Here is a 25,323-nt window from a genome sequence, read left to right as displayed (position 1 = left end):
CAGGCCTCAGCTCCCCCCTCCCGCCGTACGGTGGCGTACCACCGACCCGTGCCGGTCCTTGACCACCTCCAGCTGCGCGGGGATCCGGCGGCGCAGATCGGCGACATGACTCACGATGCCGACGCTGCGGTCCCGTTCGCGCAGTGAATCAAGCACGTCGAGCACCTCGTCGAGCGTCTGGTCGTCCAGGCTGCCGAAGCCCTCGTCGATGAAGAGCGTGTCCAGCCGCACTCCCCCGGCCTCGTCGGTCACCACATCGGCGAGGCCGAGCGCGAGGGCGAGCGAGGCGAAGAAGGTCTCTCCTCCGGAGAGGGTGCCGGTGTCGCGCTCACTGCCGGTCCACGCGTCCACCACATGCAGGCCGAGGCCGGCCCGCTTGCCTCCGGTACGGGCATCGGAGTGGACCAGGGTGTAGCGGCCGGACGACATCCGCTGCAGCCGTACGGTGGCAGCCGCCGCGACCTGTTCGAGACGGGCGGCGAGCACATACGACTCCAGGCGCATCTTGCGTTCGTTGTCGGCCGACGTGCCCGCAGTGAGCGCGGCGAGGCGGGCGACGCGGTCGTACTCCTCACGCAGCGGACCGAGACCGCGGACCTCTGCCGTCGCCTGCCCCGAAAGCCGGTCCAGTTCGGCGCAGCGCTCGCGCGCGGCGGCGAGCCCGGTCGCTGCTGTCCGCGACGCCCGCTCGGCGGCCTCATGGACGGTCAGCGCCGAGCCGGGGTCGGCAGGCGGACGCTCGGCCGCAGCGCGGCTGTCGTTCTCGGCGAGCCGGTCGGCGACCGCGGCGGCCTCGGTCTGCCAGGCGTCGATCCGGTGCTGGATCTCGCGCTGCTCGCCGTCGCCGACGAGGGCGGCGGCAGCGTCCCTCGGGGTGCCGAAGCCGGCCCGGAACGCCGCGTCGGCGAGCCGGTCGTCGGCCTCCTTCAGTCGCTGGGCCGTGCCGTCGAGGGTTCGTACGGCCTCCGCCGCGCCGGCCAGGTGCCGCACCCTGCGCTCCAGCAGGTCGGCCCGCTCGGCGACGTCGGCCGCGCCGCTGCGCGCCCGTATCAACTCGGCTTCCAGCTCGGTCTGTTCCTGCTCGAGGGACTCCCGCCGCGAGGTCCGTGCGGCGACCCGTCGCCCGGCCTGCTGCTGGGCGTCCATGCGCTCCCGGTGCTCGCGCTCGCCCCGGTCCAGTGCCTCGCGAGCGGCATGCATACCGGAGGCGATGCGGCGCGCCTGGTCGTGGTCCTGCTCCAACGTCTCCACGACAGCCAGGAGTTGAACGACCGATGGCTCGCGGTCGGGCGCCGACGGCTGGGCCGGACCGCCGGTTCCGGCGTGCTCGGCGGGAGTCGAAGGCCGACCGTCCGTCCCATCGACCCCGAACGCAGAGGTGCCGCCGACGACCTGTGCCGGAGCGTCGTCGACGGGACCCCCCGCACCGGGCACGCCGATATCCGACTCGCCGTCCGCATCGACCGTCCCCGCAGACGCACTTGGGTGCGTCGACGGCTGCGTGCCACGGGCGCGGGCGGCAGCCGTCGCACGCGACCTCCGGAGCACCGCCAGTTCACTGGCCGCCGCCGCCTTCGCCTCGTCGGCCCGTGTGTAGCCCTCGTACGCGGCGTCCTCCGCCGCACGGTCCACATGGTCGGCGTCCGCGCGCGCCGGCGCGGGGTGCTCGGCCGAACCGCACACCGCGCAGGGGTCTCCCGCGACCAGCGCGGACGCCAACTCGGCAGCGATGCCGCGCAGTCGGCGTTCCTTCAGGTCCAGCCACGTACCGTGCGCGGTGTTCGCCTCGTCGTGGAGCCTACGCAGTCGGGCTTCGGCCCGATCCGTACGGGCGGCAAGTTCGTCGCGCTCGCGCGCCGCGTGCAGGCGCTCGCGCCCCGATTCGAGCCGGCCCGCGAGGTGCTCGGCACGGGTCGCGGCCTCCTGGGCGGCCTCGATCCGCTCCTGGTGGCGGCTGCGCATACGCTCCCAATCGGCCAGCCAGTCCGCCGCGTCCTGCAGGATGTCGTCGTCGGCCGTTGCCTGGCGGTCCAGTTCGCCCCGCTCACGAGTGATGTCAGCGCTGCGCCGCTCCGCGCGGCGGGCGGCGTCCAGGCCGCCGAGCTCTTGACGCAGGCTCCCCTCCCTGGCCGCCAGCTGCTCCGCTCCCGCGTCGGCGAGGTCGGCCGGCAGCCCGGCCCGGGTCCGCTCGCGCTCCGTGACAGCCACCCGATGGTCACGCTCGGCGTCCTCGCGCAGGCGCAGTGCGGGCCCGACGAGCTCCGCCTTGCGGGCCCGCTCCAGGCGCGCCAGCAGCGCCTCGTGCTCCGGGCGACGCGCCTGAAGCTCCTCGGACCGGCGCAGGGCGTCCGCGAACCGCTGCTGCAGCCGGTCCAGTTCGCGTTCGTCGTCCAGCGTTCGCCGGGCCGCGGCCTGCCGGCTTTCGGCCCCGGCCAGGCCGTATTCGGCGATCTCCAGCCGCTCGCGGGCGGCCGAGCGGCCGATCGCCGCCCACTGCAGGACGGCCGCGGCCAGGCCCGGGTCACCGGGCTGCTGCTCCGGCAGCGGCCAGTCGCCCGCTGACTCGCCCGCGGCCTGCGCCATCCGGTGGGCGAGGGCGAGGAGCCGCTCGTCACCGGCCCGCACCCGCTGTTCCGCGGCGCGCCGCCGCTCGGCGAGCCTGTCCTCCACGGCGGCGAAGCGCCGGGTGTCGAAGAGCCGCCCGAGGAGCTTGCCGCGTGCTTCGGCGTCGGCCCGCAGGAAGCGCGCGAAGTCGCCCTGCGGGAGCAGCACGACCTGGCAGAACTGGTCGCGGCTCATCCCGACGAGCTGGGTGATCTCCTCACCGATCTCCTGATGCGACTTGCTCAGCGCCTGCCACTCGCCGCGCTCGCTGTCGTACTGGCGCAGCAGGCTCTGGGCCCGTTCGGTGACGAAGCCCGTACCCCGCGTCTTGGGCCGCGGCTGAGCGGGGCGGCGGGTGAGCTCCAGACGCCGTCCGGCGACGGTCAGTTCGAGGCGGACCTCGGTGGGCGTATTGGCCTGGGCATGGTCGCTGCGCAACGATGCGCCCGGGCTCTGCCGCGCTCCCGGTACGGCGCCGTACAGCGCGAAGCAGACGGCGTCGAGCACGGACGTCTTGCCCGCGCCGGTCGGCCCGTGGAGCAGGAAGATACCGGCACTGGAGAGCGCGTCGAAGTCGACTTCCTGCGTGGCTCCGAACGGTCCGAAGGCGGTGACGGCCAGTCGGTGCAGCCTCACCCGGCCACCTCGCGCACGCCCGCTTCGACCCGTACGTCGTCGAAGGCGCCCCGCAGCACCGTGCGCTCCTGGTCGTCGGGCCCGCTGCCGCCGCGTACATGGGCCACGAAGTCCTCCGCGATCTGCTGGTCGCTGCGGCCGCGCAATCGCTGGGCGTACGAGGCGAGCGTCTCCTCGCCGGTGCGCCGCGGTTCGAACACGAGGCTGAGGGTGTGCGGGAACCGTTCGGCCATCCGTGCCATCGGCTCGGCGGGACGCACCGGATCGGTCAAGGTTGCTTCCACGAAAGACTCCTCGTGGCGCACGAGCGCCGGATCCTCGAGGAGGTCCTCGAGGGTGCCGCGCAGCCTGGCCAGCGGCCTGGGGCGGGGACAGTCGATGCGCTCGGCCGCGATGCCGCCCTCGGCGTCGATGTCGACGAGCCACATGGTCTTGCGGTGGTGGGTCTCGGAGAAGGAGTAGGCCAGCGGCGATCCCGAGTAGCGCACGCGCTCGGTAATGGTCTGGCAGCCGTGCAGATGGCCGAGGGCGACGTAGTCCACGCCCTGGAAGACCCCCGCGGGCACGGCGGCGACCCCGCCGACGGTGATGTCCCGTTCGCTGTCGCTCTCCTCACCGCCCGCGACGAAGGCATGGGCGAGGACCACGGACCGGGTGCCCTGCGGCCGGGCGGCCAGGTCGTCCCGTACGCGCCGCATGGCCGCGGCGAGCACACTCTCGTGTCTGGCCTTGTCCGACTTGAACTCGTCCTTGACCAGCGCCGGTTCGAGATACGGCAGTCCGTAGAAGGCGACCTCACCATGGGCGTCCGCCAGCAGTACGGGAGTGGCGCAACCTGCCGGGTCGGTCCGCAGATGGATACCGGCCCGCTCGATGAGTCCTGCGCCGACGCCGAGCCGACGCGCCGAGTCATGGTTCCCGGAGATCATCACGGTCGGTACGGATGCGGCCGCGAGCCGGTGCAGTGCCTGGTCGAACAGCTCGACGGCGGCGAGCGGCGGGACGGCCCGGTCGTACACGTCTCCCGCGACCAGCACCGCGTCCACGTCCCGCGCGCGCACCGTCGCCACCAGGTGGTCGAGGAACGCGGCCTGGGCGTCGAGCATGCTCACCCGGTGGAACGACCGCCCCAGGTGCCAGTCCGACGTATGCAGGAATCTCATGATCCAGGAGCGTATCGGTGGGGTCGGACATCGCGGGTGGCTTCAGGCATCTGCGTACGCCTCGCCACCGAGCTCCAACTCCGCTGTACCGGCCGTGGCATCGGCGAGCCACGCCCGGAAGTCGTCCACGCCGGCGCCGGGCAGGGCGAGCTCGATCGTGACGGCTTCGCCGTACCGGACCTCGCGCACCTGTCGGCCGGTCGCCCGCAGATCGTTCTCGAGCTTGCCCGCGCGCTGGTGGTCGACCGTGACGGAGGCCAGCCGGAAGCGCTGCCGGGTGATCGTGCCGCGCGCGTCCAGTGCCTCACCGACCACTCCCCCGTAGGCCCTGATCAGTCCGCCCGCGCCGAGTTTCACTCCGCCGTAGTACCGGGTGACGACAGCTACGACATACCGGACTTCCCGCCTCAGGAGCATCTGCAGCATCGGCACGCCCGCCGTCCCACCCGGCTCACCGTCGTCGCTCGCCTTCTGCACGGCGGCATCGGCTCCGATGACATACGCGGAACAGTTGTGCGTGGCGGTCGGATGCTCCTTGCGGATGCGGGCGATGAACGCCTGCGCCTCCTGTTCGGTCGCGGCGGGGGCGAGCGCACAGATGAAGCGCGATCGGTTGATCTCGGTCTCGTGGACGCCCTCGCCTGCGACTGTCCGGTACTGCTCCTGCATCCCGCCACCCTATGCGGCGGCCGGAGCGGAATTCTCCGCCAGGTGGGCCGGTTGTTCCCTGGCATGTACGCAGACGCAGAGACGATCCGCCGCATCCTGACCTCCACCGGCGACACCTGGGCGGTGGTGGGCCTGTCCAGCAACGAGTCGCGGGCGGCGTACGGCGTGGCCGATGCGCTCCAGCGCTACGGCAAGCGCATCGTGCCGGTGCACCCGAAGGCGGAGACGGTCCACGGTGAGCAGGGGTACGCGAAACTCGCAGACATCCCGTTCGAGGTGGATGTGGTGGACGTCTTCGTCAACTCCCACCTCGCGGGTCCGATCGCCGACGAGGCTGTCGAGATCGGCGCGAAGGCGGTCTGGTTCCAGCTGGGGGTGATCGATGTCGGGGCGTACGCACGCACGCGTGAGGCCGGTGTCGACATGGTGATGGACCGCTGCCCCGCGATCGAGATCCCCCGGCTGGGCTGAGCGCCACCGCTCGCCCCCGCAGGTCAGATGCCGAGGCCCTCGATGACCACGGCACCCGGCAGTGCGGCGAAGGCCTTCCCGGGCACGATCAGCTTGCCCCGCCTGCGGCCGCTGCCGACGAGGACCCATTCCGCGTCGATCACGGCGGAGTCCACCAGCAGCGGCCAGTCGGCGGGCAGCCCGATCGGGGTGATGCCTCCGTACTCCATGCCGCTCTCGCCGGTGGCGGTGTCCATTGCCGCGAACGAGGCCTTGCGGGCGCCCAGTTGCTTGCGTACGGCACCGTTGACGTCGACGCGCGTGTGGGACAGGACCAGGCAGCCGGCCAGTGTCGTCCCGCCGCCGCGCCTGCCCACGACGATGACACAGTTCGCCGACTGCTCGAGCAGATCCTGTCCGTAGTGCTCGACGAAGACGGCGGTGTCGGCGATCTCCGGGTCGGTGTCGACGTAGATCAGCTGCTCGGCGGGGATGTCACCGCTCCAGGCGCGCACGGCGGCGGCGACCGGTGCGGTGAGCTCGTCGAGGCAGTCGGGGGCAGGCGTGGCGTCGTCGAAGTTTCCGATGGGTGCGCGCATGGTCGCACGCTAACAGCCCCGCCGCAGCAGGTGATCGTCCCTCTCAGCGGACGGGCGGCACCGAGACCGCCATCGTCATCTCGACCGTTTCCTCGCCGTCGTTGCGGTAGGCGTGCGGGACGTTGGCCTCGAAGGTCGCCGAGGTGCCGGCCGGCACGGTGTGGGACCGGCCGTCGACGACGAGGGTCAGCACACCGGCGGTGACGTGCAGCAGTTCGGTGGTTCCGTCGGGGTGCGGGTCGGAGGCGCTGCCGTCGCCCGGCATCAGCCGCCATCCCCACATCTCCAGCGGTCCGCCGCGCTCACTGCCGACCAGGAGGGTGGTGTAGCTGCCGGTGGACGTGGACCACATGCGCACGGCCTGGTCCGCGGGGACAAGGCGGACCTGGGAGCCCTGCTCGTAGTCGAGGAGCGTGGTGATGCTGACGCCGAGGGCGTCGGCGAGCTTCACCGTGGTGCCCACACTCGGGTTCGTGCGGGCCTGCTCGATCTGGATGATCATGCCCCGGCTGACGCCCGCGCGGGCGGCGAGGGCATCCAGCGTGAAACCCCGCTCGCCACGCCAGTGCTTGAGGTTGCGCGCGAGCGACTGCGTGAGCTGGTCGAGATCCGACACATTCCGTCCAATATTCTGGATGACATAGTCCAACAGACTGCACTACGGTGTGCTGTACTCAATCGTTCACTGCACTGTACTGCGAGGCACGCCATGACCGCACTGTTCGCCCTGGCCACCAGCCTGCTCTGGGGGCTGGCCGACTTCGGCGGCGGGCTGCTGACGCGACGCACCCCGGCACTCACCGTCGTGGTCGTCTCGCAGTCGATCGCGGTACTGGTGCTCGGGACGATCGTCGTGGCCACCGGCGGGTTCGCCGAGGCGGGCCCGCAGCTCTGGTACGCCGTGGCGGCGGGCGCCGTCGGCCCGGTGGCGATGCTCTGCTTCTACAAGGCACTCGCGCTCGGCCCGATGGGAGTCGTCTCACCGCTCGGGTCGCTCGGTGTAGCCGTACCGGTCGGCGTGGGCCTGATCCTGGGCGAGCGGCCGGGGCTGCTGCAGTTCGCGGGCATCGCGGTGGCCGTGGCCGGCATCGTGCTCGCCGGCGGCCCGGAGCTGCGCGGCGCACCCGTACAGCGGCAGGCGGTCATCATGACCCTGGTCGCCGCCTTCGGATTCGGTGCGGTGCTCGCCCTGATCGCCGAGGCCTCGACCACCCTCACCGGCCTGTTCCTCGCACTGTTCGTGCAGCGCGTCACCAATGTCGCGGTGGGAGGCGCCGCGCTGTACGTGTCGGTACGGCGCGGTGCGCGGGCGCTGCCCGAGGCCGGCGGTCCGAAGGCGATCCTGGCCGCGCTGCCCGCCCTCGCCTTCGTGGGCCTGGCCGATGTCGCGGCGAACGGCACGTACTCCATCGCAGCCCAGACCGGTCCGGTCACGGTCGCGGCCGTGCTCGCCAACCTCTACCCGGTGGTCACGGCGCTTGCCGCCCTGCTCGTTCTCAAGGAGCGGCTGCGTACGGTCCAGGCGGCCGGTGCCGGACTCGCACTCGTCGGCACCGTCATGCTGGCCACCGGCTGATCAGCTCTCCTCGAGCTGGGCGAGCGCCACGAGCTGCTCGGGAGTGACCCCCTCGGGGATCGGCCGGGGAGCCGGCGTGCGCAGCGGGGGCTGCCAGCCGCGCTCCTCGTCCCAGCTGCGTACGACGCGGGCCGGCGCTCCCGCCACCACCGAGTGGTCGGGAACCTCGCCCCGAACCACCGCGCCCGCGGCTACCACCACATTGCGGCCGAGCCGCGCGCCCGGCAGGATCACCGCGCCGGTCCCCAGCCAGCAGCCCGGACCGATCTCCACCGGGTCGGTGCGCGGCCACTGCCTGCCGACGGGCTCGTGCGGATCGTCGTAACTGTGGTTGGTCGAGGTGATGTAGACGTACGGCCCGCAGTAGGTGTTCGAGCCGATGGTCACGCGGGTGTCGGCGATGACATGGCTGCCGCGTCCGAGAACCACGCCGTCGCCCAGGGTCAGGATCGGGTCGCAACCGAGGTCCAGACCCGGCATCATCCCGGCCGTCAGGGTCACCTGCTCGGCGATGATGCAGTGGTCACCGAGTTCGATCCAGGCCTCGCCGAAGACGGTGCCCTGCGGAAAGGCGAGCCGGGTGCCGGGGCCGAGGCGCCGGAAGCGCAGCCGCCCCGGGTGCTCGGCGGTGACGGCGCCCGCCTCCTGGACCCAGCGCCATCCGAGGTGGACGGCGCGCGCGAGAACGCGCCGGCCCCATGCGGTCGGCGATGGGAACGTGTTTCGGTTCTTCGGCACCCGCACACGGTAGTCGCCCCCGCACGACGGGCCCGGCGCCGCATGCTGTGATCTTCACCCCACCCCACCGGACCCCACCTCACCGCGGGCAGGGTGGCTCGCTTACCGTGCTCGTACGCGTGAGTGGTGATCACCAGGGAGACGGCATGGCTGAGCGGGCGTTGGTTTCAGGTGTGGGCGGCAGGGAGCCGAAGGTCGATCCGCAGGCCTTCACGGCGCCGACGTCCGTGTTGATGGGCGAGGTGACCCTGGCCGCCGGGTCGAGCGTCTGGTACCAGAGCGTCCTGCGCGCCGACTGCGGTCCGATCGTGATCGGGGCGGACAGCAACATCCAGGACAACTGCACGGTGCACAGCGACCCCGGCTTCCCGGTCACCGTCGGCGAGCGGGTCTCGGTCGGTCACAACGCCGTGCTGCACGGCTGCACCGTCGAGGACGACGTACTGGTCGGCATGGGCGCGACCGTCCTCAACGGCGCACACATCGGCGCGGGATCGCTGATCGCGGCGCAGGCACTGGTACCGCAGGGCATGCAGGTGCCGCAGGGCTCGCTGGTCGCGGGCGTTCCCGCGAAGGTCAGGCGGGAGCTGACCGCCGAGGAGCTCGAGGGCATCAGGCTGAACGCGGCGGTCTACGTGGACCTGTCCCGGGAACACCGCGCGGCACACACGGACTGAGCAGCGGCGCACACGGACCGCGCGGCGAGTCCGGCCGGGGATCAGTCGGCGGCGGGCACGGGCTCCGGCTCGGCCGCCGTCGCCGGCTGCTCTGCGGAGGCCTGCGCGGCCGCCTTCTTGGCCCGGTTCTTGAGGATCAGCATCGAAGTGACACCGATCAGCAGCGCGAGGACCAGCCCCAGCCAGGAGAACCGCTTGAGCCACGCCTCGGCGACGATGCCGACGGAGTAGATGACGGCGGTCGTGCCGCCCGCCCACAGGATTCCGCCGAAGACATTGGCGATGGCGAACTTCCAGTACGGCATCCTCAGCACGCCCGCCAGCGGGCCCGCGAAGATCCGCAGCAGAGCGACGAAGCGGCCGAAGAACACGGCCCACATGCCCCACTTCTCGAAGGAACGCTCCGCCATGGCGATCTGCGGCTCGCCGAAGTGCTTGGGGAACTTTCCGCCGAGCCAGGCCAGCAGGGGGCGGCCCCCCTTGCGGCCGATGGCGTAGCCGATCGAGTCGCCGATGATCGCGCCCGCCGAGGCGCATGCGCCGAGGATGTACGGGTTGATGTCGCCGTGCTGGGAGGCGAGCAGCGCCGAGCTGACAAGGACGATCTCACCCGGAAGCGGGATGCCGAGGCTCTCGAGGCCGATCACCACACCCACCAGAAGGTAGATGCTGATCGCAGGGACGTTCTCGAGCCACTCCTGGACGTGCAAGACCGCATCCTCCCGACATCTCATGGGCAAACGGCCCGCCGTTTCAATGCACCCCCGTCGGCGCACCCCGGGCAGCCTACCTGGTCGCACGACGGTCGGCCGGGCGCTGCGCAGAGCCATCTGCGGGCTGCTCGGCCGCGGGGCCTTGGTCTCTCCGACCGGCCGCCCAAGGTGCCGGCGGGGTGCAGGAGGCCGCCCCGTCACCTCGGGGGTGTCGGGGCGGCCCGGTCTGTGCGCGCCGCGGTCAGCTGTTGGGGCGCAGGGTCCACACGATGGTCATCTCGCCCGTCACGGCGCCGTCCTCACGCTGGATGGCGATGTTCACCGGGAACTCGGGGCGCTCCCCCGCGTCCAGTTCCTTGATGACGTCGGCGACCGAGCGACCGAGCGTGGCGGTGGCCGTCACGATGCCCATGGCCAGCTTCTTGTAACCGATCTCGGCCTTGACGGCGAGCGGTACCGCGCGCGAAAGCTGGTCGCCGAAGGCGGCGAGGACGATGGCGCCGCTCGCGGACTCGGCGAGCGTGAACATCGCTCCGGCGTGCGGTCCACCGACGTGGTTGTGGAAGTCGGCCTGGTCCGGCATACGGACGACCGCACGCTCGGCGGTGGTCTCCAGGAACTCCAGGTTGAGGGTCCGGGCCATGGGGACGGTGGCAGCGAGCATCTCGCCGACGGACATCTGATCAGCGCTCATGACGGCTATGTTACCCATGAGTAGCCGCGCTTGGGAATCCCTCTGCGGGGGCGGCCGTGGATCCGGTCATGGTGCACCTCTATCGTTACGGGCCATGTGGCCAGGAGAGCAGCCGCCCGGGGGCGAGCAGAACCCGCAGAACCAGAACCCGTACCAGCAGCAGGGGTACCAACAGCCCAACCCGTACCAGCAGCAGGGGTACCAACAGCCCAACCCTTACCCGCAGCAGGGCTACCAGCAGCCGACAGCTCCGCAGTACGCGGTGCCCGGTCAGATGCCCGGAGCGCCGCAGCCGCCGAACGACGACCGGAAGAAGACGACGATCGTCGCCATCGTCGCCGCGACGGCCGTGGTCGCCGCCGCTGTCGTCACCGGCGTGATCGTGCTCAAGGACGACGACAAGGGCGCCTCGGACAAGGGCGGACAGGCCACGGCGTCCAAGACGCCCCCGGCGAAGGAGACTTCACCCTCACCGACCGCGAACCCGCGCGGCGGTGAGGGCGCCAAGCCGACCATCGAAGGCTGGAAGGTCGTCACCAACCCCAAGCACGGCACGCAGTTCGACGTTCCGGCCGAGTGGGAGGTCCAGGGGTCGGGCACGAGCACCTTCTTCGAGGACGAGAAGAAGGGCGACGGCACCCCGGTCGTCGTCATGTCGGCACCGGCGCACTACAAGAGCAAGTGGTGCACGATCGACACCGACAAGGACGGCACCGTCGAGGAGTTCGGCCTGGGCTCGGTCGGCACCAAGGGCGGCAAGGGCGCCAAGGACACGGCGAACGCCGCGTACAACGAGGCCGGCAACTGGGTCTGGGCCGGATACGCCCAGACAGAGCCCAAGGGCACGGTCAAGGTCACCAAGTCCGTGGACTACACCACCAAGTCCGGGCTCAAGGGCAGCGTGTCAACGGCCAAGGCTCCCGGCGTCAAGAAGAAGAACAAGTGCTCGACGGACGGCAAGGCGGTCGCGTTCTCCTTCAAGAATTCCAAGGGTGACTTCGCCAGCTGGGTCTTCTTCGGTCACACAGGCATCCCCGACGAGATCCCGGACACGACCATCCAGAAGATCCTGAGCACGGTGCGCCTGGTCGAACCCACGGCCCCCTGACCGGCGGGCGCCCACCGGCAACGGCCGGGTGGCGGTGACGGACGACGATCACGATCCGTCACCGCAGCGCCCGCTCAGCCCACGCTGAACGCCCCGTCCGGCGGCTCGGGTGACGCCACCGCGTGCGCGTCCTCGACCGCCGCCGCATCGCCCACCAGCCGTGCGAGCGCACTGCCGTGCTCCACGCGCGCCGGGAACGCGTCGGATGCCGTTCGACGGGCCAGGGCCGCCGTGTCGATCGGGGCCCGGGACGCCAGCAGCACCGCGTTGCCGAAGCGGCGGCCCCGCAGCACTCCCGGTTCCGCTATCAGGGCCAGCTCGGTGAAGACCTCGGCGAAGGTGGCCAGTTGGGAGCGGAGGAAGGTGAACGGCGCGCCGTCCGCGAGGTTGGCCGCGTAGATGCCCGTCGGTCGCAGTACGCGCTGCGCGGCGCGGGCGTAGGCCAGCGTCGTGAGAGGCGCCGGGACCCGCGAGCCGCCGAAGACGTCCGCGATCAGCACGTCCGCCGAGGACGGCGGCGCGGATTCCACCCAGGCCCTCGCATCCGCCGCGTGGACCGTGATGCCCGCGTCCGCGGGGAGCGGGAGATGCTCGGCGACGAGCGCGAGCAGGCCGTGGTCCACCTCGACCACGTCCTGGCGCGAGCCCGGCCGGGTGGCCGCCACATAACGGGCCAGCGTGAGCGCCCCGCCCCCGAGGTGCAGCACATCCAGCGGCGCGTCCTCCTCGGCCGCGCAGTCGACGACATGGGCGAGCCTGCGCGCGTACTCGAATTCGAGGTGCGTGGGCTCGTCCAGGTCGACGTACGACTGCGGCGCACCGTCGACGGTCAGCAGCCAGGCCCGCTCCCGGTCCACGTCGGGCATGAGCTTGGCGGTGCCGCCGTCGACGGCCCGCAGGACGGGGATCTGCTCGTTCACCGTCTCATTGTGCCTGCGGGGAACCCCTCACAGCAGGGCGGTGACCGTCCCGGCCCCTACCGTGCGCCCGCCCTCGCGGATCGCGAAGCCGAGGCCCGGCTCCAGCGGTATGTCACGTCCGAGCTCCACGGTCAGTGTGACCGTGTCACCCGGCCGCGCCACGGCCGTCTCGCCGAGGTCGATGTCACCGACGACGTCCGCGGTGCGGATGTAGAACTGCGGCCGGTATCCGGTGGAGACCGGGGTGGTCCGGCCGCCCTCGCGCGCGGAGAGGACGTAGACCCGCGCCGTGAAGCGCCGGCGGGGCTCGACGCTGCCGGGCGCGGCCACCACATGCCCTCGCCGTATAGCGTCGCGCGGCATTCCGCGCAGCAGCAGCGCCACGCTGTCCCCCGCCTCGGCGGACTCCATCGGCTTGCCGAAGGTCTCCAGCCCGGTGACCGTGCTCATCTGCGGACCGGCGTCCGCACCGAGCACCTGCACACGATCACCGACCCGTACGGTGCCGCGCTCGACGGCTCCGGTGACGACCGTGCCGCGTCCGGTGATGGTGAGCACGTTCTCCACCGACAGCAGGAAGGGCGCGTTCGTGTACCGGACAGGCATGGGTACATACGTGTCCACGGCGTCGAGCAGGGCCTCGACCGCCGCGGTCCAGCGCGGGTCGCCCTGTAGCGCCCTCAGCCCCGACACCCTGACGACGGGCGCCGCCTCCCCGCCGTATCCATGGGCGGTGAGCAGCTCCCGGACCTCGAGCTCGACCAGGTCGGTGAGCTCGTCGTCCCCGGCGTCCGCCTTGTTCAGGGCGACGACGATGTGGTCGACGCCCACCTGGCGGGCGAGCAGGACGTGCTCTGCGGTCTGCGGCATGACGCCGTCGAGCGCGGAGACGACGAGGATCGCCCCGTCCAGCTGCGCGGCACCGGTGACCATGTTCTTGACGTAGTCGGCGTGGCCCGGCATGTCCACATGCGCGTAATGACGGGTCTCGGTCTCGTACTCGACGTGCGCGATGTTGATGGTGATGCCCCGCTCGGCCTCCTCGGGCGCCCGGTCGATCCGGTCGAAGGAGACGTACGAGGTGCCACTGCCGGCGCGCTCGCTGAGAACCTTGGTGATGGCGGCGGTCAGGGTGGTCTTGCCGTGGTCGACGTGGCCCATGGTGCCGATGTTCAGGTGCGGCTTGGTCCGCACGTATGCCGTCTTGGGCATGACTGGGATGGTTCCTTCCCGGAACTCGAAGCGTGTGGTGGACCCCTGGGCCTTGCCGACCCTCCCCCTGTGGGGTCCGCCGGACGATCCGGGAAGGGTCAGCTTCGGGCGCCGTCGAAGGGCGCTGCGGCAACGGCTGCTGCGGCGGGTGCCGCGGCCGTCGCGGGGAACGCGGCAGCCTTCGGCGCGTCCGCGACTGCGGACGGCGCTGCGAGGAAGGCGTACCGGAACATGTCGCTGATCATCGCTCACGGCCCGGGCGGCGTCGAACGGTTTTCCCGGTGCGGGAGTTCAGGTCACACCCGTCACAGGTGCTTGAGCGCCTCGCGTACGGACAGAGGTGAGAGCCTGTCACGGGATCCGGCGACGAAGTCCCGCACCGCCTGCGGGTCGGTCTTCGCGTATTCGCGCAGGGCCCAGCCGATCGCCTTGCGGACCAAGAAGTCCGGGTGGCCGGCGCGGCGCAGGCAGTAGCCGAAGAGCCGCTCGGCGTCGGTCGTCTCCTTGCGGCGCAGCTGGTGCAGGAGAGCCGTACGCGAGACCCAGAGGTTCTCGTCGTCGATCCAGGCGTCCATGTCGGCTGTCAGCACGGGGTCGGCGGCCACCAGGGGGCCGACGACATGCACGGCGAGCGTGTCGACGGTGTCCCACCAGGGGGCCGCTTCGACGAGGCGCCGGGCGACGGGCAGAAAGCCCGACGAGCAGCGCCCGACATGGCGGCGCAGGTAGTCGGACGCGAAGTAGTGGTACTCACGCTCGGGCAGTTCCCAGCAGCGCAGGGCGATCGCGGCGCAGTCCGCCTCGCCCGGCCGGCCGGTCCCCGCGAGGACGGTCCGGGACAGCGCGCGGCGCTCCGGTGTGGGGATGCCGAGGAAAGGTGCGACGTCCTTCATGTACGCGGCGGCCCGCACGGCCCTGGCCGCGTCCGCCCCGGTGGGGTACACGGCGGTGAGCCGTTCCATGACCGTGTCGGCAAGATGGCTGCGCGGGCCGGCGTACTTCATGGAGCCCACATTACGGCGATCACATGCCCGGGTCGGTTACTCTCCCCGGATGCTCGACCCCGTCCCCAGGCCGGCATCCGGTCTTGCCGTCCGCTGCTCCAGAGCGCTGTTCTCGCCGTGGTCCCGGCTGTCGCTGCTCGTGATGGTGCTGGCCGCCGCGGTGGTGACGGTGGTGCTGTACGAGCCGCAGCGGCTGCTCTCGGCGGGCTGGCCGCCCCAGGTGAGCGGTCCGGCCGCGGTGGTGCTGTTCGGTGTGGGCTACGGCGTGTGCACGGCGGCGTTCGTGCCGCGCCCCCTGCTGAATCTGGCGGCGGGCGCGCTGTTCGGCTCGCAGGCCGGTCTGGTCTCGGCGATCGCGGGGACGGTGCTGGGGGCCGGTATCGCCTTCGCGCTGGGCAGGCTGCTGGGACAGGACGCGCTGCGGCCCCTGCTGCGGGGGCGCTGGCTGAAGGCCGCCGACGGGCAGCTGAGCCGCCACGGCTTCCGTTCGATGCTGGCCGTCCGGCTGTTCCCGGGTGTCCCGTTCGCCGCGGCCAACTACTGCGCAGCGGTGTCCCGGATGGGCTGCCTGCCCTTCCTCCTGGCGACGGGTATCGGCTCCGTGCCGAACACGGCGGCGTACGTCGTCGCGGGCAGCAGCGCGGCGTCCCCGACCTCACCGGTGTTCCTCGCCGCGACGGGCTTCATCGTGGTGTCCGCCCTGGCCGCGGTCGCGGTCGCGTGGGCCAAGCGCCACCGCCTGCGCAGCGCCTGACCCACGACGGCGGGCAGGGTCCGCGACCCTTGTGCCGGGGTCGCGGCCCCGGCCCTAGATCGCCTCCAGGACGGTGGCGTTGGCGAGGCCGCCGGCCTCGCACATCGTCTGGAGGCCGTAGCGCGCGCCGCGCAGGCGCATCGCGTGGACCAGGGTGGTCATCAGGCGGGTGCCGCTCGCGCCGAGGGGGTGGCCGAGGGCGAGGGCGCCCCCGTGCACATTGACCTTGGCGGGATCGGCGCCGGTCTCCTGGAGCCAGGCCAGCACCACGCTCGCGAACGCCTCGTTCACCTCGAACAGATCGATGTCGTCGAGCGCGAGGCCGGCTTTCGCGAGGACCTTCTCGGTCGCCGGCAGCACCCCCGTGAGCATCAGCAGGGGATCGGATCCGGTGACGGCGAAGCTGTGCAGCCGGGCGAGGGGGCGCAGACCCAGCCGCTCTGCGGCCTCGCCGGATGTGATCAGTACGGCGGAGGCGCCGTCGTTGACCGGGCTGCTGTTGCCCGCCGTGACCGACCACTCGATCTGCGGGAACCGCTCGGCGAAGACGGGGTCCTCGAACGAGGGCCGCAGCCCGGCGAGAATCGCGGCCGTCGTGTCCGCCCGTACGCTTTCGTCCCGCGTCAGGCCGCCGATGGGCGCGACTTCGGCGTCGAACAGCCCGTCCGCCCAGGTCCGTGCCGCGCGCTGGTGTGAATCCACCGCGAACCGGTCCATCGCCTCGCGATCGATGGACCACTTGGCGGCGATGAGTTCGGCGCTGATCCCCTGCGGCACCAGTCCCTCCGGGTAGCGTGCGGCGACCCCCGGCCCGAAGGGGTCCACGCCCGCCGGCACGTTGGACCACATCGGTACGCGGCTCATGGACTCGACGCCGCAGGCGATGACGGCGTCGTACACGCCCGCCATCACGCCCTGCGCCGCGAAGTGCACGGCCTGTTGCGAGGAGCCGCACTGGCGGTCGACGGTGGTGGCAGGCACGGAGTCGGGGAACCCGGCGCCCAGCCAGGCGTACCGCGTGGTGTTCATGGCCTGCTCACCGACCTGGTCGACGGTCCCGCCGATCACGTCGTCGATCAGGGCCGGATCGACTCCGCTCCGTTCGACGAGGGCTCGCAGGGTGTGGGACAGCAGCTCGGTCGGGTGGAATCCCGCCAGGGTTCCGGTCTCCTTGCCCTTCCCGATCGGTGTGCGGACTGCTTCGACGATGACGGCGTCACGCATGGAGCGCGCCTCCTCGCTACGGGTGAGTTGGAAATCTGAACTCGCTTACTACCCAACAGTAGCCATGTAAGTTGGGAATTCAAACCCTCGGAGGGAACAAAGCCCGAAGCCCGCCGGTCGCCGGTCGGCGGTCGGCGGTCGGCGGTCGGCGGTCGGCGGTCGGGGCCATCGCCCCCGCCTGCCGTCGGAGCCGGTATCCCGACAGGCAGTGCGCGAGGGAGCGGATCATGGGCATCGGGCGCCCGGACCCGAGGCTCGCGACCAGGCATTCGCCCGCCGCCTCGAAGTCGCCCGGCACACCGTCGAGCGGGGGCGCGCAGAGACATGGATGCGCCGGCTCGTGGCCGGGCTCCAGGCAGCCCATCAAGGCCTGATCGGCGGGGCGTCGGCAGACCCGGACCCGAACAAGCCGGGACCACAGGTCACTTGAGGGCGCTCAGGACGCGGATGGAGTGACGTGCCGCCCCGGCACCGGCACCGGCCGGATCTCCGCGAGCGGCGCAGCGTTGATCTTGTGCTGCTCCCCCGGGCGACAGCCCGCTCGTGGACCGTTCATCCGATGACGCTACGCTGCCACGCGACGGACGCATGATCGCGGCCCGCACCGTATCTTCCAACCTGACCAGCACGGGGATGGCTTAGCTTTCATGTCGTGGTTCGAATCATTCATCCTCGGGCTCGTGCAGGGGCTGACCGAGTTCCTTCCGATCTCCTCCAGCGCGCATCTGCGGCTCACCGCGGCATTCGCCGGCTGGCACGACCCGGGTGCCGCGTTCACCGCGATCACGCAGATCGGCACGGAGACGGCCGTTCTCATCTATTTCCGCAAGGACATCGCACGGATCATCTCCGCGTGGTTCCGCTCGCTCACCGACAGGGAGATGCGCCGCGACCATGACGCGCAGATGGGCTGGCTGGTGATCATCGGCTCGATCCCGATCGGTGTGCTCGGAGTCACGCTCAAGGACCAGATCGAGGGCCCGTTCCGCGATCTGCGGCTCATCGCAACCACGCTGATCGTCATGGGCCTTGTGCTCGGCATCGCGGACCGGCTGGCCGCGCGCGACGAGGACGGCGGCAAGCACCGCGCGGTCAAGGAGCGCAAGTCGCTCCAGGAGTTGAGCGTGCGGGACGGTCTGATCTACGGCGTCTGCCAGGCGATGGCGCTGATCCCCGGTGTCTCGCGGTCCGGTGCGACGATCAGCGGCGGTCTGCTGATGGGCTACACCCGTGAGGCGGCGGCACGTTACTCGTTCCTGCTGGCGATCCCCGCCGTGCTGGCGTCCGGGCTCTTCGAACTCAAGGACGCGGGCGAGGGTGGCCATGTTTCCTGGGGGCCCACGATCTTCGCGACGATCATCGCCTTCGGTGTCGGCTACGCGGTGATCGCCTGGTTCATGAAATACATCACCACGAAGAGCTTCATGCCGTTCGTGATCTACCGAGTGCTGCTGGGTATCGCGCTGTTCGTGCTGGTCGGCACGGATGTGCTGAGCCCCCACGCCGGCGATTCGGCCCAGTGAGGCCCACCGGCCGACGGCTTCGTGGTGGAGACGCTGTCACAGGGAGGCCTTAGCCTTGTGCCATGTCCGCCTTTCCCAGCGAGTCCGTTTCCGCGTTGTCCGCCGCCGAACTGAACGCCCGGATCCGTGAGCTGTGGGCCGACGGGGAGCTGCCGGAGGACCGGCGCCCGGAGTACGAGGCGCTGGTGGTGGAGTGGGCCGCCGCGGCACGCGAGGACGTAGAGCCCGCCGCGTAGCCTCCGGCTGCCACGGCCCAGCTTCGGGCTGCACTTTCGGCTGCCCCCGTGCACCCTGGGGTTATGGCCTGGCAGGCTCCGATCGTGGTGCATCCGCCGTCTCCGGAAGGCGGGCGGCCCGTCACCGTGCGCGGTGAGATCGTCGGACTGGCACGCAGCGACAAGGACCTCGTGGAGTTCCTGCGGAGGGCCGGTCTCGAGGACGCCGACATGATCCTCGACGATCCACACCTGGTGGAGTGGCGCGGCGGGAGCGCCCACCAGGGGTACGCCGCCTTAGGTCCCCTCGCACGTGCGAGGGGACCGGCAGATGTCCGCGCTCGGCTAGCCTGAGTGCACGATGAACCGTTTGACCACGCCATGGGGCGCGTTCGACCTCGCCCGCTTCCCCGAGGACCCCCGGGACACGCTCCGCGCCTGGGACGCCGCCGACGAGTATCTGCTGCGGCATCTGCAGGGCACCGAGGACGCGCCGCCGACAGATCTGACCGGTGCGGTGAGCGTCGTCGGCGACCGCTGGGGCGCACTGGTCACCGCGCTCGCCGCGCGCCGTCCGGCCCGGCCGGAGCACCCTGTCGTACAGATCACGGACTCCTACCTCGGCCAGCAGGCGACCCGCGCCAATCTTGAGCGGGGCGGCATCACCGCGGACCGCGTACGGCTGCTGTCGGCCAGGGACACACCGCCGGAGCGGATCGACGTCCTGCTGGTGCGGGTGCCCAAGAGCCTGGCGCTGTTGGAGGACCAGTTGCACCGGCTCGCTCCGGCCGTCCACGAGAGCACCGTCGTCGTGGGCACCGGCATGGTCAGCGAGATCCACACCTCCACCCTCAAACTCTTCGAGCGGATCATCGGGCCGACCAGGACGTCCCTGGCGGCCAAGAAGGCCCGGCTCATCCTCTGCACTCCGGACACCGGGCTCGTCCGCACGCCGAGCCCGTGGCCGCTCCGGTACGCCCTGCCCGCCGACATCGGCACGCTCGCGGGCCGCACGGTCACCAACCACGCCGGCATCTTCTGCGCCGAGCGCCTGGACATCGGCACCCGCTTCTTCCTGCGGAGCCTGCCGCGCCGGCACGGCCCGGAGCGGGTCGTGGACCTGGGCTGCGGCAACGGCGTGGTCGGCACCGCCGTGGCGATGGCCAACCCCGAGGCCGAGGTGACGTTCGTCGACGAGTCGTTCTCCGCCGTGGCATCGGCCGAGGCCACCTTCCACGACAACGCACCCGCCGCCCAGGCCGAGTTCCTGGTCGGCGACGGCCTGTCCGCGCTCGCGGACGGGTCGGCGGACCTGGTTCTCAACAATCCGCCGTTCCACTCGCACCGGGCGACGACCGACACAACGGCCCGGCGGATGTTCGCCGATGCACGCCGGGTTCTGCGGCCCGGTGGCGAGCTGTGGGTCATCGGCAACCGCCACCTCGGCTACCACGTACGGCTGCGCCGGCTCTTCGGGAACTGCGAAGTCGTCGCCGCCGACCCGAAGTTCGTGGTTCTGCGCGCGGTCAGGAAGTGAGCGTCAGCCGCTCACCCCGCGGCTCTGCCATTCCGTGTAAGGGACGCGGCTGAGCTCGCGTACGTCCCCGAGCGTGCCCCACTCGTCCTTGCCGAGCCGCGACAGCGGTGCCAGCCTGGTCACTTCGGGGTGCCTGTCCACCATGACCTCCTCGCTGACCGCGGCATGCACCACCCTGCCGAACACGACGGTCGAGTCTCCAAGGCGCACGGTGCTGTGCAGTTCGCACTCCAGAGCGACCGGTGAGGCCGCGACCCGCGGCGGCTTCACCCGCAGGCTCGACTCCCTTTCGACGCCGACCGTGTCGAACTCACTGATGCCGCGCGGGAAGTCGGTGGCGGTCGCGTTGATCTGCTCGAACAGCGATTCGGGCGCGAAGTTGACCACAAAGGCTCCGGTGTCCTCGATGTTGCGCAGGGAGTCCTTGCGCCCCACCGACGTGAACTGGACCACCGGCGGCTGAACGCACGAGATGGTGAAGAAGGAGTGCGGGGCGAGATTGTCGGTGCCTTCGGCCGATGTGGTGGAGATCCAGGCGATCGGCCGTGGCACGACGGTGGCGGTCATCAGCCGGTAGAAGGTGTTCCGGTCACAGTGGACGGGGTCGAAATCGATGCGCATGGCGACCAGTATCCACGCAGGCCGCGGGCGAAATCCCCGGCCCGGACGGCTTGTTCCACGCCGCCCACCACCCCCGTGACCCGCGAGCGCCCGCACGGGACGGTCCGCGCGCGGTCGGCGCCTTCGCCGCTCCGCGCACCCGCCGACCGCGCACCGGTACCGGCGCCGTGACAACAACGACGTCCGGCGGAGCCTGTCGCCGCCCGACGCCTACGCCTTCCCGAACGGACACGACGGCGTGCACGGCTCTTGGCGTGTCATGCCGCCTGCCCCGACACTGTGCCGATGACGCAGCGTGTGGATCTCGCGACCGTGATGGACCGGCTGGCCATCGACGAGGTGGTCACCGGTTACGCGGTGGCCGTGGACGACGGCGACTGGGGTGCCTACCGTGCCCTGTTCACCCCTGAGGGGCGCGCCGACTACCGCGGCTCCGGCGGTATCGAGGGCCCGGCGGCACAGATCGCCGAGTGGCTCGCGAAGGCGATGGGGCTGTTCCCGGTGCGCCAGCACCTGATCGTCAACCGGCAGCTGCGCCTCCAGGACCTCGGGGGCTATCCGGGTGATCGCGCCGAGGTGCGGGCGGACTACATCAATCCGATGCGGACGGAGTCCGGAGAGGACTTCGTCTCGGGCGGGCGATACACGTTCGGTCTGCTGCGTACGGACGCCGGCTGGCGACTGAGCTCGGTGGCGATCCAGGAGAAATGGCGCCGCGCGGGTGGGGGCCTCGGCGACGGCTGAGGCGCGCGGCGAACTGCGGGACGGGCGAGGCGCCCTGTCCCCGGCCGCGTCCTTCCCGCACACTGGTGGTGAACGGGCTCGTGGATCTCGGGCTGCTCTTGACCCGCGGTCCTTCGGCCTTGCCGGCGGCGGGCGGCCCGGCCGGCCCTGCGAGGCGGGACGAGGAGGCGCGGCATGCGGATTCCGGTCGGCCGGCCGGCGCGACAGCGGTGGCGCGGGCGGTCGGAGCGGCTGCTGGAGTCCTCCGGGACACGCAGCGCGGCAGCGGTCGTGGCCGGTGCGCTGCCGGCACTCGCCTTTCCGGAGCCGTCGCTGTGGTGGTTCGCCTACGTCGCTCTGATGCCATGGCTGCTGCTGGTGCGCAGCGCGCCCACCGGGCGGCGGGCAGCGGTCGAGGGCTGGCTGGGCGGCATCGGGTTCGTGATCGCGGTGCATCACTGGCTGTTGCCGAGCCTGCATGTCTTCCTGCTGGTGATCGCCGCGCTGCTCGGGCTGATGTGGGCGCCATGGGGCGTGCTGGTGCGGACGATGCTCGGCGGGACGCCGTCGGCGGCCCGCGCGACCGCCGCCCTCGCCGTGGTCCCCTCGGGCTGGCTCATGATCGAACTTGTGCGGTCCTGGGAGGGCCTGGGCGGCCCCTGGGGACTGCTCGGCGCCAGCCAGTGGGAGGTGACGCCTGCCCTGCGTCTCGCGTCGGTGGGCGGCGTCTGGCTGGTGAGCCTCCTCGTGCTGACGGTGAACACCGCGGGCGTGATGCTGGTGGCGGTGCGCGGGGCGCGGACTCCCGCGGTGGCCGGCACGGTGGTGTGCGGTCTGGCCGTGACATCGGCGTGGATGTGGGCACCGCAGCCGCGGGAGGCCGGGACCGTCCGGATCGCGGTCGTACAGCCGGGAGTCGTGGACGGCATGGACAGCGTCGAGCGGCGCTTCGACCGTGGTGAGGAGCTGACGCGGCGGCTGCGCGGCAGCCAACCGGATCTGGTGGTCTGGGGCGAGAGCAGCGTGGGCGCGGATCTGCGGCAGCGTCCCGATCTCGCGGGGCGGCTCGCGGCACTCGCCCGTAGGGTCGGTGCCGGGGTGCTGGTGAACGTGGACGCCAGGAGCGAGGGCACGTCCGGGCAGGCCGGCATCTACAAGAGTTCCGTGCTCGTGGGTCCGAAGGGCCCGACCGGGGACCGCTACGACAAGATGCGGCTCATCCCGTTCGGCGAGTACATCCCGGCCCGTGCCGTGCTGGGCTGGGCGACGTCGGTGGGCAAGGCGGCGGGCGAGGACCGGTTGCGGGGCGACACTCCGGTGGTGATGACGCTGCCGCCCGGCGACCGGGAGGGCGGCCCGCGCGGGCTGCGGCTGGGGCCGCTCGTGTGCTTCGAGTCGGCGTTCCCCGACATGAGCCGGCAGCTGAGCAGGGACGGCGCACAGGTGCTGATCGCCCAGTCGGCGACCTCGTCGTTCCAGGGGAGCTGGGCCCCGGAGCAGCACGCCTCGCTGGCGGCGCTGCGGGCGGCCGAGAGCGGCCGGCCAATGGTGCACGCCACCCTCACCGGGGTCAGCGCGGTGTACGGGCCGGGCGGCCGGCAGGTGGGCGAGCGGATGGGCACGGACGGCAGCGGTGCGCTCGTCTACGAGGTCCCGCTGGCACGCGGTACAACGCTGTACGTCACCTATGGGGATTGGGCCGTCTACGGCGCGGTGGCCGTGCTCGCGGGCCTGTGTGCCACCGGGGCGGCGCGCCGGCTCAGGCGCCCGGACGGGCCGTCCCGGAGTGCTCCAGGGCTCGCTGAACCACCCGTTCGCACAGCTGATGGGTCTCCAGCGCGTCCCGCGCGCTGAGCAGCTTGCCCGCGCGTACGGCGTCGAGGAATACGTGCACCGCCTGTTCGATGCCACGCTGGCGGGCGACCGGCACCCAGTCCCCGCGCCGCCGGACGCTCGGCTGGCCCTTGTGGTCCACGATCTCGGCGAGATTGCGGACCTCGCGCTTGGAGTCCTGTCCGGACACTTCGAGGATCTCCTCGGTGGAGCCGCTCATCCGGTTCATCATCCCGATCGCGGTGAAGCCGTCCCCGGAGAGCTGGAGCACGACATGGTGCATCAGGCCGTCGACGATCCGTGCCTGTACGTCGGTGTGCTCCACGGGTCCCGGCAGCAGGAAGCGCAGGGTGTCGACGACATGGATGAAGTCGTCCAGGACGAGGGTGCGCGGGTCCTCGGCCAGCCCGACGCGGTTCTTCTGCATCAGGATCAGTTCGCGCGGGTGCTCCAGGCACTGGGCGTAGCCGGGGGCGAGACGGCGGTTGAAGCCGACGGCGAGGCTGGTGCCCCGCTCCTCGGCCAGCGCCACCAGCCGCTCGGAATCGGCGAGTTCGTAGGCGAGGGGCTTGTCGACGTACGTGGCGACGCCCGCCTCGAGGAGCCGGGTGACGATCTCGGGGTGGGCAGAGGTGGAGGCGTGCACGAAGGCCGCGTCCAGGCCCTGGGCGATGAGGGATTCGAGGTCGGTGTGGCGGCGGGCGGCAGGGATGTGATGGGTATCGGCGACCCGGGCGAGGGTTGCGGGTGTACGGGTCTGCAGGTGCAGTTCGGCCCCGGGCACGGTGGTGAGGACGGGCAGATAGGCCTTCTGCGCGATGTCGCCGAGCCCGATGCAGCCGACCTTCACAGGGGCCTCCCTCATTGCTGTGCCGGTAGTTCCCGGTGCGCGTCCTTCGCTCCGGCAGCATACGTGCGCTGCGGCGGCCGCCAGTCGGCGATGGAGTCGAAGGTACGCAGCACCAGGCCGGGGCCGAGCCGGGAGGCGGCGGACATCAGGGTGTTGCGTGCGGCGACGGCCGGGGGGCTGCTCAGCGCCATCAGCCGGGAGACCCGGGCGGACTTGCGGACGATCGCCGAGGTGCGTGGGAGGCGTTCGGCGCCGTACACGGCGAGGCAGCCGCCGAGGTCGCCGCGCGGGGCCGCGTGATGAGCAAGGACGATCGCGTCCTCGATTGCCTGATTGCCGCCCTGACCGAGGGTGGGCGCCATGGCGTGGGCGGCGTCGCCGATCAGCGCGGTCCGGCCGCGGTGGAAGGCCGGCAGCGGTTCGATGATGTGGTGGACGTCGTTGCGCAGCACCCCGTCGGGTTCGGCGGCGGCGATGATCGACGGGATGGGGTCGTGCCAATCGCCGAACCGGCGCAGCAGTTCGGCCTTCTCGTCGTCCGCGGCATGACTCCCGGCGGGCGCGACGGCGGCCCCATAGGCGTAGATCCGGCCGTCCTTCAGCGGCTGGGTGCCCCACAGCAGTCCGGCGCCCCAGGTCTCATGAGGCTCGAAGGGCTTGTCGGGTGCGGGAACGACGACGCGCCACGTGGTGAATCCGGCGTAGGTCGGGCCGGGATGGCCGGGGAAGAGGGCGTGGCGTACTGCTGAGTGGACCCCGTCCGCGCCGACCACGAGGTCTGCCTCGAGCTCGCCGTCCGGTGTGGCGACGCGGGCCGCGCGACCGTCGGCGACACCGGGGTCGGTGAGCTGGGCCGGGCTGCCTGTGCGGACGGCGCCGGCGGACAGCCGGGAGGCGAGAGCGTCGATGAGGATGGCGCGGTGGACGAGCACCAAAGGACCGCCGAACCGTTCGGCCGCGGCGGCACTGCTGGTCAGGGCGAGCCGGCGGCCGCCGGGGGTGCGCATGCTGCCGTCGCCCTGCCAGGCGGCCAGGCCCCGGATCTCGTCGCCGAGGCCGATGACGTCGAGGGCGCGCTGGGCGTTGGGGGCGAGTGCGATACCGGCGCCGACGGGCTCCAGCGAGGGGGCACGTTCCAGGACGGTGACATGCCAGCCGCTCCGATGCAGGGCTACCGCGGCGGTCAGTCCGCCGATTCCGCTGCCGATGACGACGGCGTGGGCTGCGGCGCGTGGTGCGGGCATGGCTGCTCCTCGAAGTCGAACTACACCTGTAGTGAC

General features: G+C 71.5%; 26 protein-coding genes and 1 pseudogene. 11 read left to right on the top strand and 16 right to left on the bottom strand.

The genetic code is table 11. The features are described 5' to 3' along the window. Positions 1-6: 6 nt before the first annotated feature. The 3 genes from ACFYWI_RS21980 to ACFYWI_RS21970 are packed head-to-tail and all read right to left on the bottom strand — an operon-like array spanning position 7 to position 5,072. Complete coding sequence (locus ACFYWI_RS21980; RefSeq protein WP_389235039.1) at positions 7-3,240, bottom strand: AAA family ATPase; 3,234 nt, start codon at positions 3,238-3,240, stop codon at positions 7-9. Further along, positions 3,237-4,403, bottom strand: a complete 1,167-nt coding sequence (locus tag ACFYWI_RS21975; protein WP_389235036.1) for an exonuclease SbcCD subunit D — start codon at positions 4,401-4,403, stop codon at positions 3,237-3,239. Before ACFYWI_RS21975 ends, ACFYWI_RS21980 begins: the two co-directional genes overlap by 4 nt. Before the next feature lie 42 nt (positions 4,404-4,445). Continuing rightward, positions 4,446-5,072: a YigZ family protein gene (locus tag ACFYWI_RS21970; protein ID WP_389235033.1), complete on the bottom strand. Its 627-nt coding sequence runs from the start codon at positions 5,070-5,072 to the stop codon at positions 4,446-4,448. A 63-nt stretch (positions 5,073-5,135) separates the two neighbouring features. Between ACFYWI_RS21970 and ACFYWI_RS21965 the strand changes: the two genes are divergently transcribed. Continuing rightward, positions 5,136-5,543 carry a CoA-binding protein gene (locus ACFYWI_RS21965; RefSeq protein WP_389235030.1) on the top strand — a complete coding sequence of 136 codons (408 nt, stop codon included), beginning with the start codon at positions 5,136-5,138 and terminating at the stop codon, positions 5,541-5,543. Positions 5,544-5,566: 23 nt separating this feature from the next. On the opposite strand, the gene ACFYWI_RS21960 is transcribed toward ACFYWI_RS21965, so the two are convergent. Together ACFYWI_RS21960 and ACFYWI_RS21955 are read right to left on the bottom strand one after the other, a co-directional pair. Beyond that, positions 5,567-6,121: a YbaK/EbsC family protein gene (locus tag ACFYWI_RS21960; protein WP_389235027.1), complete on the bottom strand. Its 555-nt coding sequence runs from the start codon at positions 6,119-6,121 to the stop codon at positions 5,567-5,569. Between the two features lie 43 nt (positions 6,122-6,164). Then, the gene (locus tag ACFYWI_RS21955; protein ID WP_389235024.1) at positions 6,165-6,737 is read right to left on the bottom strand and encodes a helix-turn-helix domain-containing protein; all 573 of its coding nucleotides are present in this window, start codon (positions 6,735-6,737) and stop codon (positions 6,165-6,167) included. 93 nt (positions 6,738-6,830) lie between these two features. On the opposite strand from ACFYWI_RS21955, the gene ACFYWI_RS21950 reads away from it, so the two are divergent. Next, a complete protein-coding gene (locus tag ACFYWI_RS21950; RefSeq protein WP_389235021.1) occupies positions 6,831-7,697 on the top strand; it encodes an EamA family transporter in 867 nt (288 codons plus the stop codon). On the opposite strand, the gene ACFYWI_RS21945 is transcribed toward ACFYWI_RS21950, so the two are convergent. After that, on the bottom strand, positions 7,698-8,435 hold the full coding sequence (locus ACFYWI_RS21945; protein WP_389235018.1) for an acyltransferase: 738 nt from the start codon (positions 8,433-8,435) through the stop codon (positions 7,698-7,700). A gap of 146 nt (positions 8,436-8,581) precedes the next feature. On the opposite strand from ACFYWI_RS21945, the gene ACFYWI_RS21940 reads away from it, so the two are divergent. After that, positions 8,582-9,112 (top strand): gamma carbonic anhydrase family protein, encoded by a 531-nt coding sequence (locus tag ACFYWI_RS21940; protein ID WP_389235015.1) that lies wholly within the window; start codon positions 8,582-8,584, stop codon positions 9,110-9,112. 41 nt (positions 9,113-9,153) lie between these two features. On the opposite strand, the gene ACFYWI_RS21935 is transcribed toward ACFYWI_RS21940, so the two are convergent. Together ACFYWI_RS21935 and ACFYWI_RS21930 are read right to left on the bottom strand one after the other, a co-directional pair. After that, positions 9,154-9,822: a DedA family protein gene (locus ACFYWI_RS21935; RefSeq protein WP_389235013.1), complete on the bottom strand. Its 669-nt coding sequence runs from the start codon at positions 9,820-9,822 to the stop codon at positions 9,154-9,156. Positions 9,823-10,066: 244 nt separating this feature from the next. Further along, entirely contained in the window at positions 10,067-10,519 is a 453-nt protein-coding gene (locus ACFYWI_RS21930) for a DUF4442 domain-containing protein (RefSeq protein ID WP_389235010.1), read from the bottom strand. Between the two features lie 94 nt (positions 10,520-10,613). Here ACFYWI_RS21930 and ACFYWI_RS21925 point away from each other — a divergent pair, with 94 nt between their 5' ends. Further along, on the top strand, positions 10,614-11,627 hold the full coding sequence (locus tag ACFYWI_RS21925) for a hypothetical protein (RefSeq protein ID WP_389235007.1): 1,014 nt from the start codon (positions 10,614-10,616) through the stop codon (positions 11,625-11,627). 74 nt (positions 11,628-11,701) lie between these two features. Here the strand turns inward: ACFYWI_RS21925 and ACFYWI_RS21920 are convergent, their stop codons facing one another. The 4 genes from ACFYWI_RS21920 to ACFYWI_RS21905 all read right to left on the bottom strand — a co-directional run bounded on the left by ACFYWI_RS21920 (position 11,702) and on the right by ACFYWI_RS21905 (position 14,763). Further along, positions 11,702-12,547, bottom strand: coding sequence for a spermidine synthase (locus ACFYWI_RS21920; protein WP_389235004.1), 846 nt, complete (start codon positions 12,545-12,547; stop codon positions 11,702-11,704). 27 nt (positions 12,548-12,574) lie between these two features. Further along, a complete protein-coding gene (tuf, locus tag ACFYWI_RS21915; protein WP_389235001.1) occupies positions 12,575-13,759 on the bottom strand; it encodes an elongation factor Tu in 1,185 nt (394 codons plus the stop codon). 98 nt (positions 13,760-13,857) lie between these two features. Next, complete coding sequence (locus ACFYWI_RS21910) at positions 13,858-13,992, bottom strand: hypothetical protein (RefSeq protein WP_389234999.1); 135 nt, start codon at positions 13,990-13,992, stop codon at positions 13,858-13,860. A gap of 72 nt (positions 13,993-14,064) precedes the next feature. Further along, the gene (locus tag ACFYWI_RS21905) at positions 14,065-14,763 is read right to left on the bottom strand and encodes a DNA alkylation repair protein (protein ID WP_389234996.1); all 699 of its coding nucleotides are present in this window, start codon (positions 14,761-14,763) and stop codon (positions 14,065-14,067) included. A 49-nt stretch (positions 14,764-14,812) separates the two neighbouring features. On the opposite strand from ACFYWI_RS21905, the gene ACFYWI_RS21900 reads away from it, so the two are divergent. After that, on the top strand, positions 14,813-15,517 hold the full coding sequence (locus tag ACFYWI_RS21900; protein WP_389234993.1) for a TVP38/TMEM64 family protein: 705 nt from the start codon (positions 14,813-14,815) through the stop codon (positions 15,515-15,517). Between the two features lie 54 nt (positions 15,518-15,571). Here the strand turns inward: ACFYWI_RS21900 and ACFYWI_RS21895 are convergent, their stop codons facing one another. Next, positions 15,572-16,741: a thiolase family protein gene (locus ACFYWI_RS21895; protein WP_389234990.1), complete on the bottom strand. Its 1,170-nt coding sequence runs from the start codon at positions 16,739-16,741 to the stop codon at positions 15,572-15,574. Between the two features lie 647 nt (positions 16,742-17,388). Here ACFYWI_RS21895 and ACFYWI_RS21890 point away from each other — a divergent pair. The 4 genes and pseudogenes from ACFYWI_RS21890 to ACFYWI_RS21875 all read left to right on the top strand — a co-directional run bounded on the left by ACFYWI_RS21890 (position 17,389) and on the right by ACFYWI_RS21875 (position 20,016). Next, the gene (locus ACFYWI_RS21890) at positions 17,389-18,264 is read left to right on the top strand and encodes an undecaprenyl-diphosphate phosphatase (RefSeq protein WP_389234987.1); all 876 of its coding nucleotides are present in this window, start codon (positions 17,389-17,391) and stop codon (positions 18,262-18,264) included. A 62-nt stretch (positions 18,265-18,326) separates the two neighbouring features. Continuing rightward, a complete protein-coding gene (locus ACFYWI_RS21885; protein ID WP_389234984.1) occupies positions 18,327-18,500 on the top strand; it encodes a hypothetical protein in 174 nt (57 codons plus the stop codon). 63 nt (positions 18,501-18,563) lie between these two features. Beyond that, positions 18,564-18,776 (top strand): annotated as a pseudogene (locus tag ACFYWI_RS21880) (hypothetical protein); the annotation flags it as partial. 64 nt (positions 18,777-18,840) lie between these two features. Continuing rightward, positions 18,841-20,016, top strand: coding sequence for a methyltransferase (locus tag ACFYWI_RS21875; protein WP_389234981.1), 1,176 nt, complete (start codon positions 18,841-18,843; stop codon positions 20,014-20,016). A gap of 3 nt (positions 20,017-20,019) precedes the next feature. Here ACFYWI_RS21875 and ACFYWI_RS21870 read toward each other — a convergent pair whose 3' ends face one another. Further along, positions 20,020-20,637, bottom strand: a complete 618-nt coding sequence (locus ACFYWI_RS21870) for a flavin reductase family protein (protein WP_389234978.1) — start codon at positions 20,635-20,637, stop codon at positions 20,020-20,022. Between the two features lie 285 nt (positions 20,638-20,922). Between ACFYWI_RS21870 and ACFYWI_RS21865 the strand changes: the two genes are divergently transcribed. Both ACFYWI_RS21865 and lnt read left to right on the top strand, forming a co-directional pair. Beyond that, entirely contained in the window at positions 20,923-21,381 is a 459-nt protein-coding gene (locus ACFYWI_RS21865) for a nuclear transport factor 2 family protein (RefSeq protein ID WP_389234975.1), read from the top strand. Positions 21,382-21,555: 174 nt separating this feature from the next. Next, positions 21,556-23,214, top strand: coding sequence for an apolipoprotein N-acyltransferase (gene lnt, locus ACFYWI_RS21860; protein WP_389234972.1), 1,659 nt, complete (start codon positions 21,556-21,558; stop codon positions 23,212-23,214). On the opposite strand, the gene ACFYWI_RS21855 is transcribed toward lnt, so the two are convergent. Further along, positions 23,120-24,043 carry a Gfo/Idh/MocA family protein gene (locus ACFYWI_RS21855; protein WP_389235571.1) on the bottom strand — a complete coding sequence of 308 codons (924 nt, stop codon included), beginning with the start codon at positions 24,041-24,043 and terminating at the stop codon, positions 23,120-23,122. The two genes, lnt and ACFYWI_RS21855, sit on opposite strands and share 95 nt — an antisense overlap. An 11-nt stretch (positions 24,044-24,054) precedes the next feature. Continuing rightward, positions 24,055-25,287, bottom strand: a complete 1,233-nt coding sequence (locus ACFYWI_RS21850; RefSeq protein WP_389234969.1) for an FAD-dependent monooxygenase — start codon at positions 25,285-25,287, stop codon at positions 24,055-24,057. Between the last annotated feature and the right edge of the window lie 36 nt (positions 25,288-25,323).

It is taken from the genome of Streptomyces sp. NPDC002889, assembly GCF_042888425.1.
Classification (GTDB): domain Bacteria; phylum Actinomycetota; class Actinomycetes; order Streptomycetales; family Streptomycetaceae; genus Streptomyces.
The sequence above is the reverse complement of the archived record's forward strand: the minus strand, read 5'-3'. Positions and strand labels throughout refer to the sequence as shown.

What these genes read in the sequence shown, in the direction of transcription:
- ACFYWI_RS21975 (WP_389235036.1), bottom strand. Translation starts at nt 4,403, where the DNA reads ATGAGATTCCTGCATACGTCGGACTGGCACCTGGGGCGGTCGTTCCAC.
- ACFYWI_RS21970 (WP_389235033.1), bottom strand. Translation starts at nt 5,072, where the DNA reads ATGCAGGAGCAGTACCGGACAGTCGCAGGCGAGGGCGTCCACGAGACC.
- ACFYWI_RS21965 (WP_389235030.1), top strand. Translation starts at nt 5,136, where the DNA reads ATGTACGCAGACGCAGAGACGATCCGCCGCATCCTGACCTCCACCGGC.
- ACFYWI_RS21960 (WP_389235027.1), bottom strand. Translation starts at nt 6,121, where the DNA reads ATGCGCGCACCCATCGGAAACTTCGACGACGCCACGCCTGCCCCCGAC.
- ACFYWI_RS21950 (WP_389235021.1), top strand. Translation starts at nt 6,831, where the DNA reads ATGACCGCACTGTTCGCCCTGGCCACCAGCCTGCTCTGGGGGCTGGCC.
- ACFYWI_RS21940 (WP_389235015.1), top strand. Translation starts at nt 8,582, where the DNA reads ATGGCTGAGCGGGCGTTGGTTTCAGGTGTGGGCGGCAGGGAGCCGAAG.
- ACFYWI_RS21930 (WP_389235010.1), bottom strand. Translation starts at nt 10,519, where the DNA reads ATGAGCGCTGATCAGATGTCCGTCGGCGAGATGCTCGCTGCCACCGTC.
- ACFYWI_RS21925 (WP_389235007.1), top strand. Translation starts at nt 10,614, where the DNA reads ATGTGGCCAGGAGAGCAGCCGCCCGGGGGCGAGCAGAACCCGCAGAAC.
- tuf (WP_389235001.1), bottom strand. Translation starts at nt 13,759, where the DNA reads ATGCCCAAGACGGCATACGTGCGGACCAAGCCGCACCTGAACATCGGC.
- ACFYWI_RS21910 (WP_389234999.1), bottom strand. Translation starts at nt 13,992, where the DNA reads ATGTTCCGGTACGCCTTCCTCGCAGCGCCGTCCGCAGTCGCGGACGCG.
- ACFYWI_RS21905 (WP_389234996.1), bottom strand. Translation starts at nt 14,763, where the DNA reads ATGAAGTACGCCGGCCCGCGCAGCCATCTTGCCGACACGGTCATGGAA.
- ACFYWI_RS21900 (WP_389234993.1), top strand. Translation starts at nt 14,813, where the DNA reads ATGCTCGACCCCGTCCCCAGGCCGGCATCCGGTCTTGCCGTCCGCTGC.
- ACFYWI_RS21895 (WP_389234990.1), bottom strand. Translation starts at nt 16,741, where the DNA reads ATGCGTGACGCCGTCATCGTCGAAGCAGTCCGCACACCGATCGGGAAG.
- ACFYWI_RS21890 (WP_389234987.1), top strand. Translation starts at nt 17,389, where the DNA reads ATGTCGTGGTTCGAATCATTCATCCTCGGGCTCGTGCAGGGGCTGACC.
- ACFYWI_RS21885 (WP_389234984.1), top strand. Translation starts at nt 18,327, where the DNA reads ATGTCCGCCTTTCCCAGCGAGTCCGTTTCCGCGTTGTCCGCCGCCGAA.
- ACFYWI_RS21875 (WP_389234981.1), top strand. Translation starts at nt 18,841, where the DNA reads ATGAACCGTTTGACCACGCCATGGGGCGCGTTCGACCTCGCCCGCTTC.
- ACFYWI_RS21870 (WP_389234978.1), bottom strand. Translation starts at nt 20,637, where the DNA reads ATGCGCATCGATTTCGACCCCGTCCACTGTGACCGGAACACCTTCTAC.
- ACFYWI_RS21865 (WP_389234975.1), top strand. Translation starts at nt 20,923, where the DNA reads ATGACGCAGCGTGTGGATCTCGCGACCGTGATGGACCGGCTGGCCATC.
- lnt (WP_389234972.1), top strand. Translation starts at nt 21,556, where the DNA reads ATGCGGATTCCGGTCGGCCGGCCGGCGCGACAGCGGTGGCGCGGGCGG.
- ACFYWI_RS21850 (WP_389234969.1), bottom strand. Translation starts at nt 25,287, where the DNA reads ATGCCCGCACCACGCGCCGCAGCCCACGCCGTCGTCATCGGCAGCGGA.